This window comes from Vibrio campbellii CAIM 519 = NBRC 15631 = ATCC 25920 (genome assembly GCF_002163755.1).
GTDB lineage: Bacteria > Pseudomonadota > Gammaproteobacteria > Enterobacterales > Vibrionaceae > Vibrio > Vibrio campbellii.
Genome location: NZ_CP015863.1, coordinates 1945066 through 1962018, shown reverse-complemented (window position 1 = coordinate 1962018; position 16953 = coordinate 1945066). Strand labels below are relative to the sequence as shown.

General features: G+C 46.2%; 14 protein-coding genes. 5 read left to right on the top strand and 9 right to left on the bottom strand.

What is annotated here, in order from left to right; genetic code table 11:
• Positions 1-256: 256 nt before the first annotated feature.
• The 4 genes from A8140_RS09215 to A8140_RS09200 form a co-directional block, all read right to left on the bottom strand.
• On the bottom strand, positions 257-2035 hold the full coding sequence (locus A8140_RS09215; RefSeq protein ID WP_005533858.1) for an ABC transporter transmembrane domain-containing protein: 1779 nt from the start codon (positions 2033-2035) through the stop codon (positions 257-259).
• 2 nt (positions 2036-2037) lie between these two features.
• Positions 2038-3777 (bottom strand): ABC transporter transmembrane domain-containing protein, encoded by a 1740-nt coding sequence (locus tag A8140_RS09210; RefSeq protein WP_005533857.1) that lies wholly within the window; start codon positions 3775-3777, stop codon positions 2038-2040.
• A gap of 271 nt (positions 3778-4048) precedes the next feature.
• Entirely contained in the window at positions 4049-4540 is a 492-nt protein-coding gene (locus A8140_RS09205; RefSeq protein ID WP_005533855.1) for a type II secretion system protein, read from the bottom strand.
• A 332-nt stretch (positions 4541-4872) separates the two neighbouring features.
• A complete protein-coding gene (locus A8140_RS09200) occupies positions 4873-5748 on the bottom strand; it encodes a LysR family transcriptional regulator (RefSeq protein WP_005533854.1) in 876 nt (291 codons plus the stop codon).
• A gap of 103 nt (positions 5749-5851) precedes the next feature.
• Here A8140_RS09200 and A8140_RS09195 point away from each other — a divergent pair, with 103 nt between their 5' ends.
• Positions 5852-6139, top strand: coding sequence for a putative quinol monooxygenase (locus A8140_RS09195; RefSeq protein ID WP_005533852.1), 288 nt, complete (start codon positions 5852-5854; stop codon positions 6137-6139).
• An 11-nt stretch (positions 6140-6150) separates the two neighbouring features.
• Positions 6151-7128, top strand: a complete 978-nt coding sequence (locus tag A8140_RS09190) for a Gfo/Idh/MocA family protein (protein WP_005533851.1) — start codon at positions 6151-6153, stop codon at positions 7126-7128.
• Positions 7129-7219: 91 nt separating this feature from the next.
• Here A8140_RS09190 and A8140_RS09185 read toward each other — a convergent pair whose 3' ends face one another.
• Positions 7220-7906 carry a DNA-3-methyladenine glycosylase I gene (locus A8140_RS09185; protein WP_005533850.1) on the bottom strand — a complete coding sequence of 229 codons (687 nt, stop codon included), beginning with the start codon at positions 7904-7906 and terminating at the stop codon, positions 7220-7222.
• Between the two features lie 86 nt (positions 7907-7992).
• Between A8140_RS09185 and A8140_RS09180 the strand changes: the two genes are divergently transcribed.
• Complete coding sequence (locus tag A8140_RS09180; protein WP_005533849.1) at positions 7993-8187, top strand: hypothetical protein; 195 nt, start codon at positions 7993-7995, stop codon at positions 8185-8187.
• An 85-nt stretch (positions 8188-8272) separates the two neighbouring features.
• Here A8140_RS09180 and A8140_RS09175 read toward each other — a convergent pair whose 3' ends face one another.
• Genes A8140_RS09175 through A8140_RS09165 form a run of 3 tightly spaced genes read right to left on the bottom strand, consistent with a single transcriptional unit; the run spans position 8273 to position 13735 of the window.
• On the bottom strand, positions 8273-11083 hold the full coding sequence (locus A8140_RS09175; RefSeq protein WP_005533848.1) for an Hsp70 family protein: 2811 nt from the start codon (positions 11081-11083) through the stop codon (positions 8273-8275).
• A gap of 55 nt (positions 11084-11138) precedes the next feature.
• Positions 11139-13103 (bottom strand): Hsp70 family protein, encoded by a 1965-nt coding sequence (locus tag A8140_RS09170; RefSeq protein WP_005533846.1) that lies wholly within the window; start codon positions 13101-13103, stop codon positions 11139-11141.
• Positions 13103-13735, bottom strand: a complete 633-nt coding sequence (locus A8140_RS09165) for a DUF2760 domain-containing protein (RefSeq protein ID WP_005533845.1) — start codon at positions 13733-13735, stop codon at positions 13103-13105. Before A8140_RS09165 ends, A8140_RS09170 begins: the two co-directional genes overlap by 1 nt.
• 286 nt (positions 13736-14021) lie before the next feature.
• Between A8140_RS09165 and A8140_RS09160 the strand changes: the two genes are divergently transcribed.
• Complete coding sequence (locus tag A8140_RS09160; RefSeq protein ID WP_033000385.1) at positions 14022-15563, top strand: sensor domain-containing diguanylate cyclase; 1542 nt, start codon at positions 14022-14024, stop codon at positions 15561-15563.
• 82 nt (positions 15564-15645) lie between these two features.
• Positions 15646-16176 (top strand): 3'-5' exonuclease, encoded by a 531-nt coding sequence (locus A8140_RS09155; protein ID WP_005533843.1) that lies wholly within the window; start codon positions 15646-15648, stop codon positions 16174-16176.
• A gap of 201 nt (positions 16177-16377) precedes the next feature.
• Here A8140_RS09155 and A8140_RS09150 read toward each other — a convergent pair whose 3' ends face one another.
• Complete coding sequence (locus A8140_RS09150) at positions 16378-16818, bottom strand: tellurite resistance TerB family protein (RefSeq protein WP_038863200.1); 441 nt, start codon at positions 16816-16818, stop codon at positions 16378-16380.
• Positions 16819-16953 lie beyond the last annotated feature (135 nt).

Sequence of the window (16953 nt, the reverse complement as noted above, 5' to 3'; positions counted from 1 at the left end):
TCATGAAATTAATATGCAATATGGAAATAGGCAGACGCGAGCAACCAAGCTAAGCGCAAAACGCGTTACTTGAGGTTAGCCGTGTCGGTTAATAATGCGATTTTACAACGACCTCACAGATAATAGCGAGGGGTTATGTCAATAATAGGTAAGAAATAAAGAAATTGTTTAGATTATTAACGGAACTTTAGCATAAAGAAAGCCCGCAGCATGGCTAACGGGCTTAAAGTCAGCATTGGCTTGTCGTGTAGGCTGTTTAAACAGCTTCCTCGAATTGCTTGTCGTCTTCCTCTTCGATTTGCTGAATATGACGATTCGCTTGTTGAAGTTGGTACATTTGCGCGTAACGACCATTTTGTTTTAACAGCGCTCTATGCGTGCCGCTCTCTACTAAATCTCCATGATGAAGAACGATGATTTGGTCGGCATCCAAAATCGTCGATAGGCGGTGAGCGATTACAACAAGCGTCATATCTTGACGAAGCACTTCAAGGCTTTTTTGTATCAACGCTTCTGTACCTGAGTCAATGTTTGCCGTCGCCTCATCCAAAATCAAAATTTTAGGCTTAGCGACAAGTACACGAGCGAGTGCAAGCAATTGTTTTTGACCTGCCGATAGGTTTGTTTCACCTTGGCCAAGCTGAGTATCCAATCCATTCGGATAACGACGAATCTGTTCAGCTAATCCCACTTTTTCAAGTGCATCCCAAATCTGCACATCTTCTATCGTTCTTCCCAAAGAGACGTTTTCACGCACGCTGGCAGGGAGAATATGTGGGTCTTGCTGCACCATGGCAACGTCTTTGCGCAGTACGTCTTTGCCTAAAGACTTCAACGGACGCCCATCAATCAGCAGTTCACCGATTTCGGTTGGGTAGAATCCCATGAGCAAAGAAGCGAGAGTGCTCTTACCGCTACCGGTGTGGCCAACAAGCGCAATAAAGTCTTGATGCGATGCTTTCAGCGAAATGTCTTTCAAGACGTCTTGTTTGCCATCGTAGCTGAAAGTTAGGTTGTTAAGCTCAATCTCGCCAGTTTGCAGTGGCTTATGGTCATCGCCGTAAGTTTGCTCTTTCGCATCGATCAACTCGAATACACGCTCACTCGATACCAATGCTTGCTGAAGCAATGCCAACTGCTGTGTCATCTCGATCAAAGGCTCGGTTACGCGCGCCAGGTAACTGATGAAAGCGTACAGGACACCCACACCAATCAGTTCGACACCATTAAAGCCAAAAATAGCCACAAGAGAGAGTAGGGCAAGGCCTGCAAGTAAATCCATCAGGGGGCGTAAGAGGTAGCCATTCAAGCGAATCACTTTTTTAGAGGCAACCAGATGGTCGTCGGTTAGGCCGTTAAACTGTTTGTTGAAACGTTCTTCTTGCAGCATTAACTGCACCACACTCATGCCTTGAATGGATTCACTCAAATTGGCGTTAATGTCGGTCAGCAGATCACGCATGTTTCGATAGCTTTCTGTGCTGAGCTTTTTGAACAAGTACATAAAGCCGATCACGATTGGTAGCAGTACCAACACGACGATGGTCAACTTCCAACTCATGTAAAACATCACGCCCAACATCACCAAGATCATCACTGCGTTTTTCACCACGGTGGCGATAAGTAACTCATAAAACTGTTGCAGCGATTCTGTATCGTTGGTGATTCGAGACACCAACTTACCCGCAGGAGTGTAGTCAAATGCAGATAAAGGCTGCTTTATCACACCAGAGAAAACCTGCTTGCGAATCGTTTTGATCGTGTTAGTTGCCACAATACTGAATTGCAATGATTGGAAGTATTGAAACACCGCCGAGATAAGTTGTAAGGCAATGTAGCCTGCTGCGAGTGATATTAAAATGTCGCGCGAGTAATCCCCTTTAGCGATGTGTTCATCAATAAAGTATTGAACAAGCCATGGCCCACCAGCGCTGGCTAACGCCGCGATAAACAGTAGTGCCAAGCCTTTTAGCATGGGTTTTGGCTGCGACAATGGGTAAGACATTAACCGTTTAAACGTTGTCGATTGCTTCATGATTAGTCCTCCATTGCCTGTTCTAGTTTTTGGTACTGGTACATTTCCGCATACCACCCCTGACGTTCCAGAAGTGTCCCATGCTGGCCGCGCTCGGCAATGTGTCCGTGATTGAGTACTACAATCTCTTCTGCCGCTTCCAGAGCAGTGAGGCGGTGGGCAATGACAATCAATGACTGCTCACGATAGTAAGTTTCTAAGTTCTTTAGAATCTGGTGCTCGGTACGACCATCGACAGCAGACAGGGCATCATCCAATACCAATACTTGGGCATTGAGCAGCATGGCGCGTGCAATAGCGATACGTTGTTTCTGACCACCGGAGAGGGTGATGCCTTTTTCCCCCACTTCTGTTTGATAGCCTTCAGGAAACTTCTCAATATCGTCGTGAATACAAGCCAGTTTGGCTGCTCGATAAACGTCTTCTTTTGATGCGCTAGGGTTGCCCAGAGCGATATTGTCGAAGATAGATTTTGAGAACAAGAACGGGCTTTGGTTAACCACTGCAAAACGGTCTCGCCACTCTGGCAGGACTGCGTCCTTGATTTTGACATCACCAAATTGAATCGTACCGTTATCCATATCATGTTGGCGAAGCAGTAAGGTTAGTAACGTGGATTTACCACTACCGATAGGTCCCGCAATGCCGAGCATTTTTCCTGGCTCAAGGGTGATGTGAACATCAGTTAGTGCTGGTGGCAGTTCTTTAGACCAGTGGAATTCGTCAATCTTGATCTGCAAAGGTAAAGGTTGAGTGCCTAATGGCGTTTCACCACCGACGATCTCTGGCTTCTCGTCGAAGATTTCTTGCAGACGGTTCCACGCAGCAGAGCCTCTTTCCAAGATATTAAATAGGAATGCGAATGCCAGCATCGGCCAGATCATAAGGCCCAAATACATAGTAAAGGCGGTCAAATCCCCGAGTGTGATATCACCTTGGTCAACTAAGTAGGCACCAGAAGCAACACTCAAAAAGAAAGACATGCCGATGGTCAGCTGAATCGCTGGGTCGAAGCGTGCATCGACACGAGCAACGGCGATGTTCTTCTCACCCGTATCATCGACAACCTCTTCAAAACGTTGTTGCTCTTGGTTTTCTAACCCGAAAGCACGCAACATACGCACGCCATTTAGTGACTCTTGAGTCATGTCTGACATCGTAGAGAAGGCTTCTTGTGCGATTTTGAATCGTTTATGCAGAATACGTACGATGAAGAAGATAATGATGGCAAGAAACGGCATCGGCAATAGTGCCATTGCGGTTAGCTTCCAACTGATTTGCGTCACCATGATGATCAGTACTGCGATACCAGTGATCAGAGAGTCGGCTGCGGTCAAAACGCCTTCACCAGCAGTCATGACAATGTTGCGAACATCGTTCGTACCACGAGCCATTAGGTCGCCGGTTTTGTATCGTTCAAAGAATCGAGGAGGCTGAGTAGAGACATGCCGATAGAGGCGATTACGCAAAATAGTGCCTAATTCCCAACTCGCGCCAAATAACCATATACGCCATAGAATTCGACAGCCATATATCGCAAAAAATAGCACGATAAGGCCTAATAACCACATCACTAAGGTACTGGTTTCGAGGGTATTATCGACCACGCCATCAACAATAATTCCGACCGCTTTGGGAGGGACAAGCTGAAGGGCGGAAATGACGGCAAATAGTAGGATTGACCCCACATACTGCTTCCACTTTAGTTGGAAATACCAACGTAGCTGCCAGAATATTTTCATTTCGCCTCCTGCTTAAATTATTGAATTTATTATGGAACTATTATTGAGTGAATGGATGAATTTACAAGCATAATTTTTGAGCGAAATGAAAAACAACACAATGTGTCGATTTTATAGAGGCTCTATGAATCGCAACCTTATGTATTGCTGAAAGGCGAGGATGTAACAAGATATTGTGAAATTATTGTTAAATGCTATTTTTAAGGAGTTCTGTCCCTAAGAAGGGTAAAAGCTCCAAAAGTATCACTCTAGAAGCTGGTTTTTATCGGTTTTAGCAGTCTCTGGTTTGAATTCCGTATTTTATTTGACCACCTGCGGTTTTCGGATAATACACCTCTACGTAGCAAAGATGAAAAATGTCGACAGGCTTGTTTGGGAAGCCGATAAGAAAGTAGGGCTCCTCTTCGTCTTCGACGCCATACCATCGATTGATGGTTAACTGAGGATCAAATCCCGCCAAATCGTAAGCCGGAATGACATTCTTTATATAGCCGTAATAGCCAATCAAATCGTTAACGCCGTCGTTGTCCAAGTCAATGTTCATCAGCTCTCCAGAATCTACGTTTTCTTGCGACTGGATCACGGCTTTTGCGTAGACCTGATTGTTGGCGGTCATCAGTGCCTCACGGGCACCATACAAGACAGCGATGCGAGCATCCTTCTGGATACCAAGAAATTTTGGGAGCGCAACGACACTTACCACGCCAAGAATGACGATACAAACCACCAATTCTATCAGTGTAAAACCTTTGGTATTACGCACAAACAACCTCCGAATATGTGTTTTTATAGTCTGCTATTCTGGAACAAAATTATGGTTGTAAAGGTATTGAAAAAGAATGAAGTTATGCGATGAATGGTTCGGTCCTAATATATAAAACAAGTTGCTTAAAATTGCAGGAGAAACTCATTCATTCTCACACAAAAAGTATGCCTTCTCTTAATAAGAAGAGATGAAATACGCGTTGGAATAAAGCGTGGAACATGATGCCCTCAATCGTGAATTCCCTTTGATGAATGTGGCATTTGTATCACTAACGCACTGGAGAAGTTTGTCATGGTAAATGAAATCGGCTTTTGGCGACGAGAGATGGGTTAGTTCATCTCAGAAAGAACAAATTCGACGAAAGTGCGGTTTTTAAGGGAAAGCTGTTTTGAACGGTAAAGCAGGTGGATCGGCTTTGGCTTGGGAGTATGTTGCTGGAGAATTTCCACCAAGGCGCCAGATTGGATTTCTTGTTCAACTAAGATCTTTGGTTGCAGCAGAACGCCAGAGCCTTTTAACGCGGCAAACTTCAGCACATCACCGTTATTAGACGTTAATCGGGTGTTGCTGTTTCCAAAGGTATTAGAAGGCATGTTGATCACTTGTTGGCTTTCCCCTTGGTGATACTGAAATCCCAAACAATGATGATGCTTCAGATCTTCAAGTGATTGGATAGGCTCATGCTGCTCAAGATAAGAGGGTGAGGCGCAGTAAGTCATGTGGTATTCACCCAGTTTTCTCGCGACTAACGACGAATCGACTAACTCTCCGATTCGAATAATCACGTCTGCTTCGCTTCGATATGGGTCAATCAAATTGTTATCCAATATAAGCTCTACATTCAAATCGGGAAATTCTGTTAAGAAGTCAGCCACGATGTGTGCAATGACCTTTTTGCCATAAGTGACAGGGCAGTTAACTTTTACCGTTCCGGTTGGACGGTTAATCAGTGTCTGGATCAGGTTTTCTGCGTTGGTGATGTCTTCAATAATGCGGTGGCACTCGTGATAGTAAAGCCTGCCAGCTTCGGTCAGGGACTGTTTGCGCGTGGTGCGATGAATCAGTTGTGTGCCTAAGCTTTGCTCAAGAAAGCTCACGTGCTTGCCAACCATGGTTGGTGAAAGATCAAAGTTGTGTGCGGCGTTACGAAAGCTACCATGTTCGACCACGTAAGCGAAAACTTTCATGCTTGTTAATTTATCCATTGCACACCCAGAGTTGATAAAGAAATAACTAATGCAGAGTTTATCAATCATATGAGGTTAATTACAGTTGCGGAATGATAAAGAATGGAGAAAGAGAGCCATCATGAGTGAGACGATTTTTGTTACCGCCGAACTGAAAATGAATGCCGATAAGCCAAGACAACAAGTGGTTGAAGCCATTGAACAATTTTGCCTTGATATGCAAAATGAAGCGGGATGTTTACAAGCGAATACGACCTACGATCCGAAAGATCCACAACATGTGATTCTTTGGGAGCGATATGAAAACCGTGCCGCGATTGAAGCGCATTTTGCTATGCCGCACACCCAAGCGTTCATTGCAGCTGAAATGGAAGGGTTAGTCCAAGCATTCGAAACCCAAGCGCAATAGGAGGCGTGAACATGAAATGGGGCATTTTAGGCACAAGCTTTATCTCGGGTGTCATGGCTGAAGCAATCCAATGCGATGACAAGAGTGAGTTGTACGCGGTGGCAGGGCGTTCGGAACAGAACTTGAAGGTATTCGCTGAGCAATATGGCATCGAAAACACGTTCAACGATTACGATGCGTTGATTGCCGATGAGCAAGTCGACATCATTTATATCGCATTGCCAAATCACCTTCATCATGACTTTATTGTCAAAGCGGCGGAGCAGGGCAAAGCGATCCTGTGTGAAAAGTCACTGTCGGTAGATATGGAAAAAACCGAGTTGGCACTAAAAGCAGTTGAAACGCACAAGGTATTCTTTGCTGAAGGTTTGATGTATTTACATCACCCGTTGATCAGCGAGTTGGTTTCGGTGCTTAAATCGGGAGAGATTGGTGAACTTCGCTCAATCCATACTTCTTATATCGCGTCGATTGCACAGTTTGTGAACCCAGACAGCAAAGGTGCTTTATATAACTTGGGCTGTTACCCAATGTCATTGGTGCACTTGGTGGTGAAAACCATTTTGGGTGAGCAAGCTTTTGAGAACCGCTCTGTGACAGCAATTGGCCGACGAGGTAGCGATGGGAACATCTGCGAGTCGAGCTTGATGATGCAATTCGGAGAGCAGCAAACGGCGAGCGTACACACTGCCGAAGATCATGGATTAAAACACCAATTCACCATCCTGGGTAGTAAAGGCTGCATTACGTTAGACTCGAATCCATGGCTACCAACGCAAGATAACCAGTTTAGTGTGGAAATTTACGAGACGTCGAAGCGTGAAGTGTCTGTTCCGGCAGCAGGGGATGCTTTTTACTATCAAGTGCGCAATATCCGCCAGGCGGTTGAAGCGGGGCGTACATCGTTAGAGAACCCTTGTGGAACATGGGAAGACTCTCACCGTATCATGCAGCTACTGACGGAGTGGGAATCACTGGCTTCAAAGTAAGCTTGTGTTTAGGTGAAATAGACCAATGAAAATAAAAACGGCGCACTAAATACAATATTTAGTGCGCCGTTTCTATTTGTGTTCAGCTGGCTTAAATGCGGTTATCGCCAGTGCTGAATGCAATGACTTGACTGATTTCAGTCAGACTTCTTCCGCTTTCTTGCTGCCATTGAACAAAGGCTTTGTTGGTTGCGTCGAGCGATTTCTTAGTATCTTTTCCGCCTTCAATGATCTTGCAATTACGCAGATAAGCTTCAACGTCGCTAGACAGTATAAAGGTATCGACGCCCATTTGACGCAGTGTGTAAGGACCGGTATTTCCACCTAGGCGATTGCCGCGTTTCTTCAAATACGCCCATAGGTCGGTAATTTTCTCTTGCGGCCAATCGGCAACCATTTTGCCAAACGAGCCGTATTCGATTTTTGCTTCGTGGATCATACGAGCATTGGCAGGGATCGACATGACTTTAGTGAGGTGGCGAATAATGCGTTTATCCGTTGCTTTGGTTTCCCATTGCTCATCAGACAGCATCAATAGCGGCTCAATTTTAAAACCGAAGAATACTTCTTCGAAGTTCGGCCATTTATTGCGAACCACACTCCAAGAAATGCCACTTTGGAACACCTTCATCGAAAATGCCGCTAGCCAACGGTCATCAGGAATTGCGGCCAGTTCTTCTTTGCTTAGTGGGTGAGACAAAAGCGCTTCAAGTTGATCTTCACCACCTTTACGCTCGGCTGCACGCTGATAAATCGCGTCAAATTTTTCGATACTCATAAAAGAAGTTAGTCCTAGTTTATGTCGATATTTGCGAAACATACTACGCTTAAGTGGCTGAATCGTAAATTGATGGAGTGTCACAAATGAAGAAGGTCACATTAACGTTTGTCGGGGAAGGTTCGGATCGTATTGCAGAAAAATTCTATGCGTGGATGACGGACGGTGGGTTAGAAGACAGCATGATTGAGAATTTATCTGACCGTGAAACCTCAGTGGTCGGCATCAGTGATATGGATAATGAAACACGTGATGTGGTGATCAATACGGAAATGAACTAACGAGTCGACTTTCGTCAGCAAGTAGAATCAGATAAAACAAAGCCCTTCACGAGAAGGGCTTTGTTGCGTTTATAAGCGTGAGAGCCTAGTTATTTACCAGAGCCAGACCGCTTGGTAGTGCATCACCGAAGATACGCTTCGATTCGCTCTCAGATAGCTCTTTGACTTCTTCAACCAGTGATACCCAAGATTCAGGTACCTTGCTTTGCTTGAGCTTAGTGAGAACTTGTTCACGGTAGTCGTCAGAGATATCAAATAGGCGGTCGCCCGTCTTACGACAAATCATTACGGCCGCGAAAGCGATCATTGGCTCTTTCTGCCAGTTCTGTTCCAACAGCTTAGGTAACCACTGTTCCGCTTGTTCGCGAGGAATGACATTGTGCTGACTGCCATACAAAGGGGTACGTGATGCCAAGCGACCCATTGCCCACCAGTGCGCTTGTTCGAACTGATTATGGTTGATGGCTTTACTCAAGAACCACGTTGCTAATAGAACTTTGTCTTCGACTTCTAGGTGTTCAAGCGATGCCGCCAATCGAACCATGGATTCATAACCCATGTCTTGTGCCGCTTTGGCTGATTGTGGGTTTTTCATCGCGCCCGGGTGTAGGAATTTCGCGATATCCGCCAAGATGTTCTCTTGTTGCTCTTGGCTTAATCCACCTGCGATACGGCGCCAGAACACCCACCAGTCAGTCCAACCTTGATGGTTCTTAAACTGAATGTTTTGTTGGTAGAGACCCCAAACTTGTTCAATGCGCCATGGGTCGGTTGGAGCGCCAAAGCCCGGACGCAGTGCAAACCCTGCTAAACGAAGCCAGTTTTTCTCGTGCTGTTCAGAGCGACGGCGACGTTTACGACCTTGTGCAAAGGTATCGAACAGTTGACGTAGGGTCGTGAAATCCCACTCGTCGCGCTTGCCAAGTTTCTTCTCAAGATCTTTGGCTAAGGTTTTGATCTCTTTGTTTTCCGCGCTTTTCTTGTTACCGCTGTAAAGGCGAGCGATCAGCTCCTTACATTCGTGCAGTTTAGGGTGAAGCTTAACTTGCTCGCTATCATCGGTTTGCTTGTTGCGAACTTCGAATTCCAGCTCCCAACGTTTGTTGTCGTCTTCTGCGCTGACACATTCCATCTTAAGTGTGCCGACTTCGGTCAACTGACACGCCAGTTGCACTTCTACGCGCTCTTTTTGGTTGGCTTGCAGTTCGGCACCTTCACCTTTAAGGGTGGTGATATAAGGCGGCAGAGGAGCAAACAAGTCAGGATCAACGTCCACCATCACGCCGTTTTGAATGGCAGTGTTATTGGTTAAGTTGTCGTGGGTAGAAGTCAGCAGGTTAAAGCGAACGGGTTCACCCAAGGTAAGCGAGAAGCGACGACCACTTAAGCGGATCTCGTGTCCTTCTTCTGTACCTTTTGCAAGCAAACAGAGTGCTTTGCCCATCTTGTTCTTTTCTTGAAGGTGTAAGAAGTAAGAACGCGCTGCGCCACCACCAATTTTGAGTTGTGCGCCACGACGTGCTTTACCAAACGCAACGGCACCCAGCGCAACAGACCAATCTGGATGTGGGTTATCTAATACCGTAACTGGTGCGCCGCGCCAATCGGAAAGTAGGGTAGTGACACGCTCAGTCACAAGCTCACTGTTGAACACACCACCGTTGAGTAGCAAACCGACTGGAATGGCATTTTGTTTGTCGTCTTCGATACCAAGAGCGGCACGAGATACTTGCTGATGCGTCGTTAAGAACTCGGCAACGTGTTTGCTCACTGCTGGGTCGGCAACGTATGGAAGACCAAACTCGACAACGGCGCTGCGGCGTTTGTCTGGTTCTTCACTGAAATCAGAAAGTGGGAAGAAGCCATCTAAAGCGATTTGGTGCACTTCTTGTTTTCTAAGCCCAATACTCTTTGTTCCGCCAAGAAGTTTAGAGCCGCTGCCTAGCATGGTGATTTTCACTTCTTCAGGTGCACTCGCTGAAAGTAGGTTTTCTTTCGCCTTGCGAGTTTGCTGAATCAGCTTAGTCAGGCTTGCTGCAGTGAGCTTCTTGCTTTGGTTGAAGCGGCTCTCTGCAAGGTGCGCTAATGCTAAGTCGAGGTTGTCACCACCAAGCATCAAGTGTTCGCCAACGCCAATACGATCAAGGGCTAGCTCATTTTGTGAAGAGAAACTTGCTTCAATCAAGCTTAAGTCGGTGGTACCACCACCCACATCGCACACCAGAATCAGTGGCAGCTCTTTGAGCTCATCGGCTGCGGTTTGCTGGTGGCGTGCATACCAGTCGTAACATACCGCTTGTGGCTCTTCGAGCAGCACGATTTTCTTTAAACCCGCCAGCTCAGCCGCTTCAAGCGTGAGCTTACGAGCGGTTTCATCGAACGACGCTGGAACAGTCACAACCACATCTTGGTCTTCTAGCTTATTGCTAGGGTGACGGTAGTTCCAAGATTGGCGAATGTGGTTGAGGTAACTTGCGCTGGCAATGACAGGTGAGACTTTATCTACGTCTTGCGCGCCAGCCCAAGGAAGAATGTCTGAGCTACGATCAACTGCTTGGTGCGATAGCCAGCTTTTAGCACTGGATACCTGGCGTCCTTCCACCTTTGCGCCTAATTCACGAGCCCATTCACCCACGATCACATTACTAATGTCGCCAGATACAGGTTCGTTTTCCCAAGGAAGTGTCAGGTCAGAAGGGGATATTTGACCAATCGCAGGGTGGTAGCGGAAAGAGGGCAGCAGTGGCTTACGAACCACTTCACCCGGACCAATCAATTGGTCGATGTCGAATAGGGATACTTCGGATTGTTCAAGGTTGATGGTAATTTCACAGTACGCCACCACAGTGTTTGTGGTGCCAAGGTCAATACCAACAAGAAAACGAGGAGATGCCATACAAACCTTCGTGTATTTAAAAACGGCACCCGATTGGATGCCGTTTGATTTCTATTTATTCTTCTTCGTTTGAGTTGCTTTTCGCGTCTTCGCGCACATCGAACTCAACATGCCATTTTTGACCGTTATCAGCGGCAATGGCTTCTAAGTAAAGCGTACCAAGCTCTGTCACGCGAGAGGCTAGGGTTACCGGAACCACTTCACCTTCACGACGACCTTCAGATACTGGCAGCGTTACTTGGATTTCTGGAAGCTCTTCAAGCTCTTCTGGTACCCAGTAGTCTAGGTGAGTACCTGCTAGGTCATCACGACGAACCGTTGAGCCGAAGAATTGGAAGTTAACTGGCTGACCGATGATCAAACCAAACTCTTGGCTTGGTACGTCAACGCTTGAGCCTTCTTCCATACCAAATGGTGCAACACAAAGTGCTTCCATTGGAGGCGCCATGCCCGGAATCGCAGGCATCGCACTTTCGATACCCACGTAGTAAGCCGAAGCAATACCACCACGGATACGAACGCCTTGCCCACGACGCACAGAGCCGTAGTAAGCGGCACCGCTAGCAACCGCAAGGTCTAGATCCACACCTGTCAGGCGCTTCGCCATTTCTGCATCTGTTTCAATTAGCCATTCGTTGATCGTGTCCTCTAGGCGAGTTGCTAGAAGTTTCGATTTCAGAACACCACCGTTGAATAGGATTGCTGTCGGCTTGATGAAGTCAGCCGATTGCGTCGCATCCGCACCTGGCATACCAGGCATGTTAGCGAATGGGTTGAAATCTTGGGCTGCTGCTTCTGCGCCATTTCCTGAAGCAGAAAGAGCATTGGCTTGTTTAGACAAGAACGCAGCAATGTGACGAGTAATGCCTGCATCTTGTGCGTAAGGCAGACCCATTTGCGTTAGTGCACCACGGTTACGTTGAACAGGGTGATCAGTAATCGCAACTTGAGGGAAGAAGCCGTCAACCAGTGTTTGTTGTACTTCTTCTTGAGTCAGTTCTGTTTTCAGGGTTGCGCCAAGCAGTTTAGAACCACGGCTTGGTACTACAATTGGCACTGACTGAAGTTCGCTGTCGTTCAATAGCGCTTCTTTCGCGTCACGACATGCGTGTGTCATTGCCTGAACTTGCCATGGCTGTAGCTCTTTGCCTTCTTGCGCTAGCTTCATCTTTAAGCGGTACGCAAGTGCAAGGTCCATGTTGTCACCGCCAAGTAGGATGTGTTCACCTACCGCGATACGGTTCAGAGTTAGGTTGCCGTCGTCTTCAGTTACTTCAACCAAAGAAAGGTCAGTCGTACCACCACCGATATCGACCACAAGCACGATGTCGCCAACTTCAACTTCGTCGCGCCATTTGTCGTTGCTGTTATCGATCCAGTTGTAAAGCGCAGCTTGTGGCTCTTCTAGAAGCGTTAGGTGCACAAAGCCAACGTTGCGTGCTGCTTCTGCAGTTAGTTCGCGAGCAGCAGGATCAAAAGAAGCAGGAACTGTAATAGTTACGTCTTGATCGGCAAGGTTGTGATTTGGGTTCGTGTGATTCCAAGCGTCTTTTAGGTGCTCTAGGTAAAGCTCTGTCGCACGAAGAGGGGATACTTTTTCCACTTCTTCTGGGCTACCTGCTGGTAGGAAGGCATCACGACGATTCACACCAGCGTGGCAAAGCCAAGATTTCGCACTTGCAACAAGGCGAATTGGCGTTTTCGAACCTAGGTTACGTGCAATTGCACCAACCAGAGCTTTTGGCTCGCTCGACCACGGAAGAACGCGTGATTGCGGGTTCATTTCGTGCTCGTGCGGCTGGTATAGGAAAGATCCTAATTGGCTGCGAGTCTCTACCGTGCCCGGCGCAGTCAACTGCGGGATAGGCATCACTTCAACGCGAGCGTCCTCGTTGTGTGTATCAACAAAAGACATGACACAGTGTGTTGTACCTAAGTCGATACCAACACTGAATTTAGGCGTCTGTTGAGTTTCAACAGACGCTTCTTGAGAATGGTTTTCTTGGTTCATGTGTTCCATTACAGCTCAACCTCAGCTGGAGCGATCACAGATGCATCGTAGTTCTCAGCCAGTTTAGGCAACGTCATTGATGTTGCTTTCCAACCTTTGTGAACTAGCGTGCCGTTGAATGGCGCGCTGCCTGTTACGTTGCCAGTTAGGCGGATTTCTTGTGGGTTGAAGCCTTCTTCAACCGTAATGCGAGTTTCTTCGTCTTCGTTACGAACGTGCGCTAGCGTCACGTAGTCGTTCAGTACTTTCTGACCGCCAGTGTGGATTACGCGAGCAGCTGCGCCTACTTCTTCATCAGAGAATGACGTTAGGTCTTCTTTTAGGAAGTCAATCAGACGAGCTTCTTGTTGCATGATAGAAAGCAGTTGCATTGCAGAGTCCGTTGATGCTGTTGCAAGTTTTGATTCAACTTCTACAACACGCTCTACGACTTTCTCTACTTCCACTACTTTTTCTACTTCAACGATCTTCTCAACTGGCTTCTCAACCTCGACGATTTTCTCGACCGGTTTTTCTACCACTTTCTCGACCACTTTTGATTTGCGCGATGCCGCGATCAGAAGAAGCAAAACACTCGAAGCTGCCAAACCAGCATGCAGCATATCGAACGTTTGAGGAATTAGGTTCAAATCAATGTTCATGACGTTTTTTCTCTTTCTATTGATTTATTGGTGCTCAGTGTTGGCTCATGTGTTTACTAAAAGGATCGTCTTTGCGACCTGCACCAAGTTTAGACATTAAAATGATGGTGGATGGTAGCATATTCAAGGCTTAAGACTGTAATAATTCGTGAATATACCGCATGATTAGCATGAAAAATCAACGATTAGACGGAGCGGCAAACGTTGTTGCTTGATGTTTACCCACATGTGGCGCAGTATTTCCATCATTATCGAAGCATTGCACGCAAAAAACGTGGAACACGAAATGACATATAGCACGGCTCAACAGAGCATTTTCAAACGATATTCTGCTTCTATTGTAGCCTTTATTACGGTCATTATTGTTGCCGCAGGCATGGTGGGTGTTGCCTACAAAATCCAACAGCGTTACACCATGACCATCTTTGATACCTTGGCTGACCGCCAAGCGGAATCTCTCAAACTTGCCGTAGAAAACGATCTTGAGTTCATTGGTGCTGGTGCCAACTTCTTTCATTCCGTCGACAAGTCTTACTGGACGCAATTTCCTTACTACGCGAAACACGTGGTAGAAGGTTCACAGAGCTTAATTGGTTTGCAGTGGATGGAGCGTGTGGCGCCAAATGAGCTTGATGCTTACTTAAAAAAGACCCGAAAAACCTTTCCTACTTTTGAGATTTTTACTGTACCAAAAGACGGCCCAAGAACTCAGGGTTATATCCTTGAAAACAGCGCGCCAGCCTTTATTGCAACAGACATCTACCCAAGAACCGAAACCAATTTATCATTACTGGGCTTTTACTCATCACGTTTGCGATTTGAATTGATTCTTGATGACATTATTAAGAATAATCGCCCAAACATTTCTGACAAAGTTCGCCTGCTACAAGATGGATACGATCAATCTTTAGAAAAGTCAGGCTTGCTGGTTTATCACCCAGTTTTTAGCTACGACAAACACGAGCTGCTTGGTGTGGTCATTGGTGTGGTACGAAGCACCGTGTACTTTGACCAATTGATTACTAAAACTGCCACAGAGCTAGATATGTCGGTCAAAGTTGAGGACATGGGCTTTGATGCTTACGACGATCCTGTGCTGTTCAAAAGCGCCGATTGGGATGGGTTGAATAGCAAAATTATCAGTCGGACCATTCCGCTGCCAAATCGTGAATGGCAAGTTGAGTTCAAATTGTCAGAATCGGTTTCTGCTTGGGAGCGTTCAGTGCTTTACGGCACCGGCATCGCAGGCTTAGTCATCGCTCTGTTGATCAGTTATATCGTCAACCTTCAATCTCGTGAGAAAGAACGCCTAGCGGTCATGCTTGATAGTAAAACCGTGGAGCTGAAGCGTATGGCGGAATTAGACCCATTGACCCAATTGCTCAACCGACGCGTATTTAACGATAACTTGCTGCACTACATTAATGGTGACGTTAAGTTCTCTTTGGTTGGCTTCGATATCGACCGCTTCAAACTGATTAATGATAAATATGGCCATTTGGCTGGTGATGAAGCGTTATTGCATGTGACGAAACTGGTGAATGCGAATCTACTTGATGGTGACCGTTTTTACCGAGCAGGTGGTGATGAGTTCTGTATCTTATCGCAGGTAACGGATAAAGAAGAGCTTGCCACCTATCTAGACAAGTTGCGTGGCATCGTGGCGAGTTCACCATTTGACTACGAAAGCACGCCTATCATTTGCTCCTTGAGTATCGGTGCCGCGGTGCACAAAGGTGAAGATCCTGAGAGTTTGTTCCATAAAATGGACGTGCAGCTCTACCAAAGTAAGAAAAATGGTCGAAACTCTGTATCGATCGGCGATTAATTCAGCGAGCAAATTCGAGTTTTGAGATTGGTTACGGTAGAATCTCACGCTTTCAAATTTACGTTAGGAATCAAGACAAACTATGAACCATAACCGTATCGTCTGCTTCGATTTAGAAATGTGCTGCTGGAATGAAAACGGCGTGGGTAGCACGGGCGAGATCATTGAAGTTGGTTTGGCTGAAATAGATTTGTCGAAAGGTGAAATCGTAAAACGCGCGCAATACTACGTGAAACCAGAGCATGATGAAGTCTCTCTGTTCTGTGCTGAGCTAACCGGTATCACGCCTCGTAAGGTTGAAAAACAAGGTCGACCACTAGAAGAGGTGCTCAAGTCGATGCTAAAGAACTTCGGCGGTCGCAACAAGATTTACGCCTCTTGGGGACGTGATGATCTTATTCTGCTAGAAGAGTGTCAACAAAAGAGCATTGATGCCCCATTTACCGAGTTTATTAACTTAGCGACGTTGTACCGAATCCAAAACCGTCTTAAAGACAAACGTATTGGGCATAAAGCGGCGCAAGAAGCGAAAGGTATTGAGTGGGAAGGCCGCCAGCATTCGGGCTACGTGGATGCGTACAACTTAGCGAAACTTGCACTGACCATGCTGTAAACCTAGGCTTTCATCAATCTTTCATTGGAATTCAGTCTTCTCGTCATAAGCCAGTACTAAATTAGTTATTAATAGATAACAACAATGTTGGCTTGGCTCTGGAAGGAAGGCGATTTGTTTAGGCTGAATCCAAGATAGAGACCCAAAAAACGCGCTCATGTAGCGCGTTTTTTATTGGTTATTACTTATCCTGAGGCTGCTTTACTGAGATTGCAGCTTCGCTCGAATAAAGTCACTGTGGTCAACATAGAGCAGTTCGGCCGTTTTACGGATGACGGCATCTTCTAACGGATCAACTTCTCCATCAGCGTACGCTACTTCCCACATACTCTTGATGAGCTTATAGCGGGTTTCTTGAGAAAGCTCACGCAGCTGAGATGTAAAGTCATAAAGGGAAGTCGACTCACTCGATTTGCTTTGAGCTTGAGCGAGGAGAGTGTTGGTCTCTTCTTCCGTCAATGAGAGCAATTTCATGATCAGAGAACGTTTAGTTGCTTGCTCTCTTTCATCGATTTGATGGTCTGCACCCGCCACTTCACAAAGCAAGCATGCTATCGCCATATTGGGTGACAGTGTGTTGGATTGGCTAAGGTCTGAGCCTTCAATAAGTTGTTTAAATAATGAAGTAAGCGAATTAAACATGTTAAACACCAAGCTGTTATCTATTTATTTAAGATGGTAATGGTTCGAGAAAATCTCAAGGTCTTGAAGCAATTTGATCAAGAACTCATACGATTGAGAAGGTGATTTTGCTCAATACTCTGTTTGACCGCAAAA

What these genes read in the sequence shown, in the direction of transcription:
- A8140_RS09165 (WP_005533845.1), bottom strand. Translation starts at nt 13,735, where the DNA reads ATGAACATTGATTTGAACCTAATTCCTCAAACGTTCGATATGCTGCAT.
- A8140_RS09180 (WP_005533849.1), top strand. Translation starts at nt 7,993, where the DNA reads ATGAAGAAGGTCACATTAACGTTTGTCGGGGAAGGTTCGGATCGTATT.
- A8140_RS09170 (WP_005533846.1), bottom strand. Translation starts at nt 13,103, where the DNA reads ATGGAACACATGAACCAAGAAAACCATTCTCAAGAAGCGTCTGTTGAA.
- A8140_RS09150 (WP_038863200.1), bottom strand. Translation starts at nt 16,818, where the DNA reads ATGTTTAATTCGCTTACTTCATTATTTAAACAACTTATTGAAGGCTCA.
- A8140_RS09190 (WP_005533851.1), top strand. Translation starts at nt 6,151, where the DNA reads ATGAAATGGGGCATTTTAGGCACAAGCTTTATCTCGGGTGTCATGGCT.
- A8140_RS09195 (WP_005533852.1), top strand. Translation starts at nt 5,852, where the DNA reads ATGAGTGAGACGATTTTTGTTACCGCCGAACTGAAAATGAATGCCGAT.
- A8140_RS09160 (WP_033000385.1), top strand. Translation starts at nt 14,022, where the DNA reads ATGACATATAGCACGGCTCAACAGAGCATTTTCAAACGATATTCTGCT.
- A8140_RS09210 (WP_005533857.1), bottom strand. Translation starts at nt 3,777, where the DNA reads ATGAAAATATTCTGGCAGCTACGTTGGTATTTCCAACTAAAGTGGAAG.
- A8140_RS09155 (WP_005533843.1), top strand. Translation starts at nt 15,646, where the DNA reads ATGAACCATAACCGTATCGTCTGCTTCGATTTAGAAATGTGCTGCTGG.
- A8140_RS09200 (WP_005533854.1), bottom strand. Translation starts at nt 5,748, where the DNA reads ATGGATAAATTAACAAGCATGAAAGTTTTCGCTTACGTGGTCGAACAT.
- A8140_RS09175 (WP_005533848.1), bottom strand. Translation starts at nt 11,083, where the DNA reads ATGGCATCTCCTCGTTTTCTTGTTGGTATTGACCTTGGCACCACAAAC.
- A8140_RS09185 (WP_005533850.1), bottom strand. Translation starts at nt 7,906, where the DNA reads ATGAGTATCGAAAAATTTGACGCGATTTATCAGCGTGCAGCCGAGCGT.
- A8140_RS09215 (WP_005533858.1), bottom strand. Translation starts at nt 2,035, where the DNA reads ATGAAGCAATCGACAACGTTTAAACGGTTAATGTCTTACCCATTGTCG.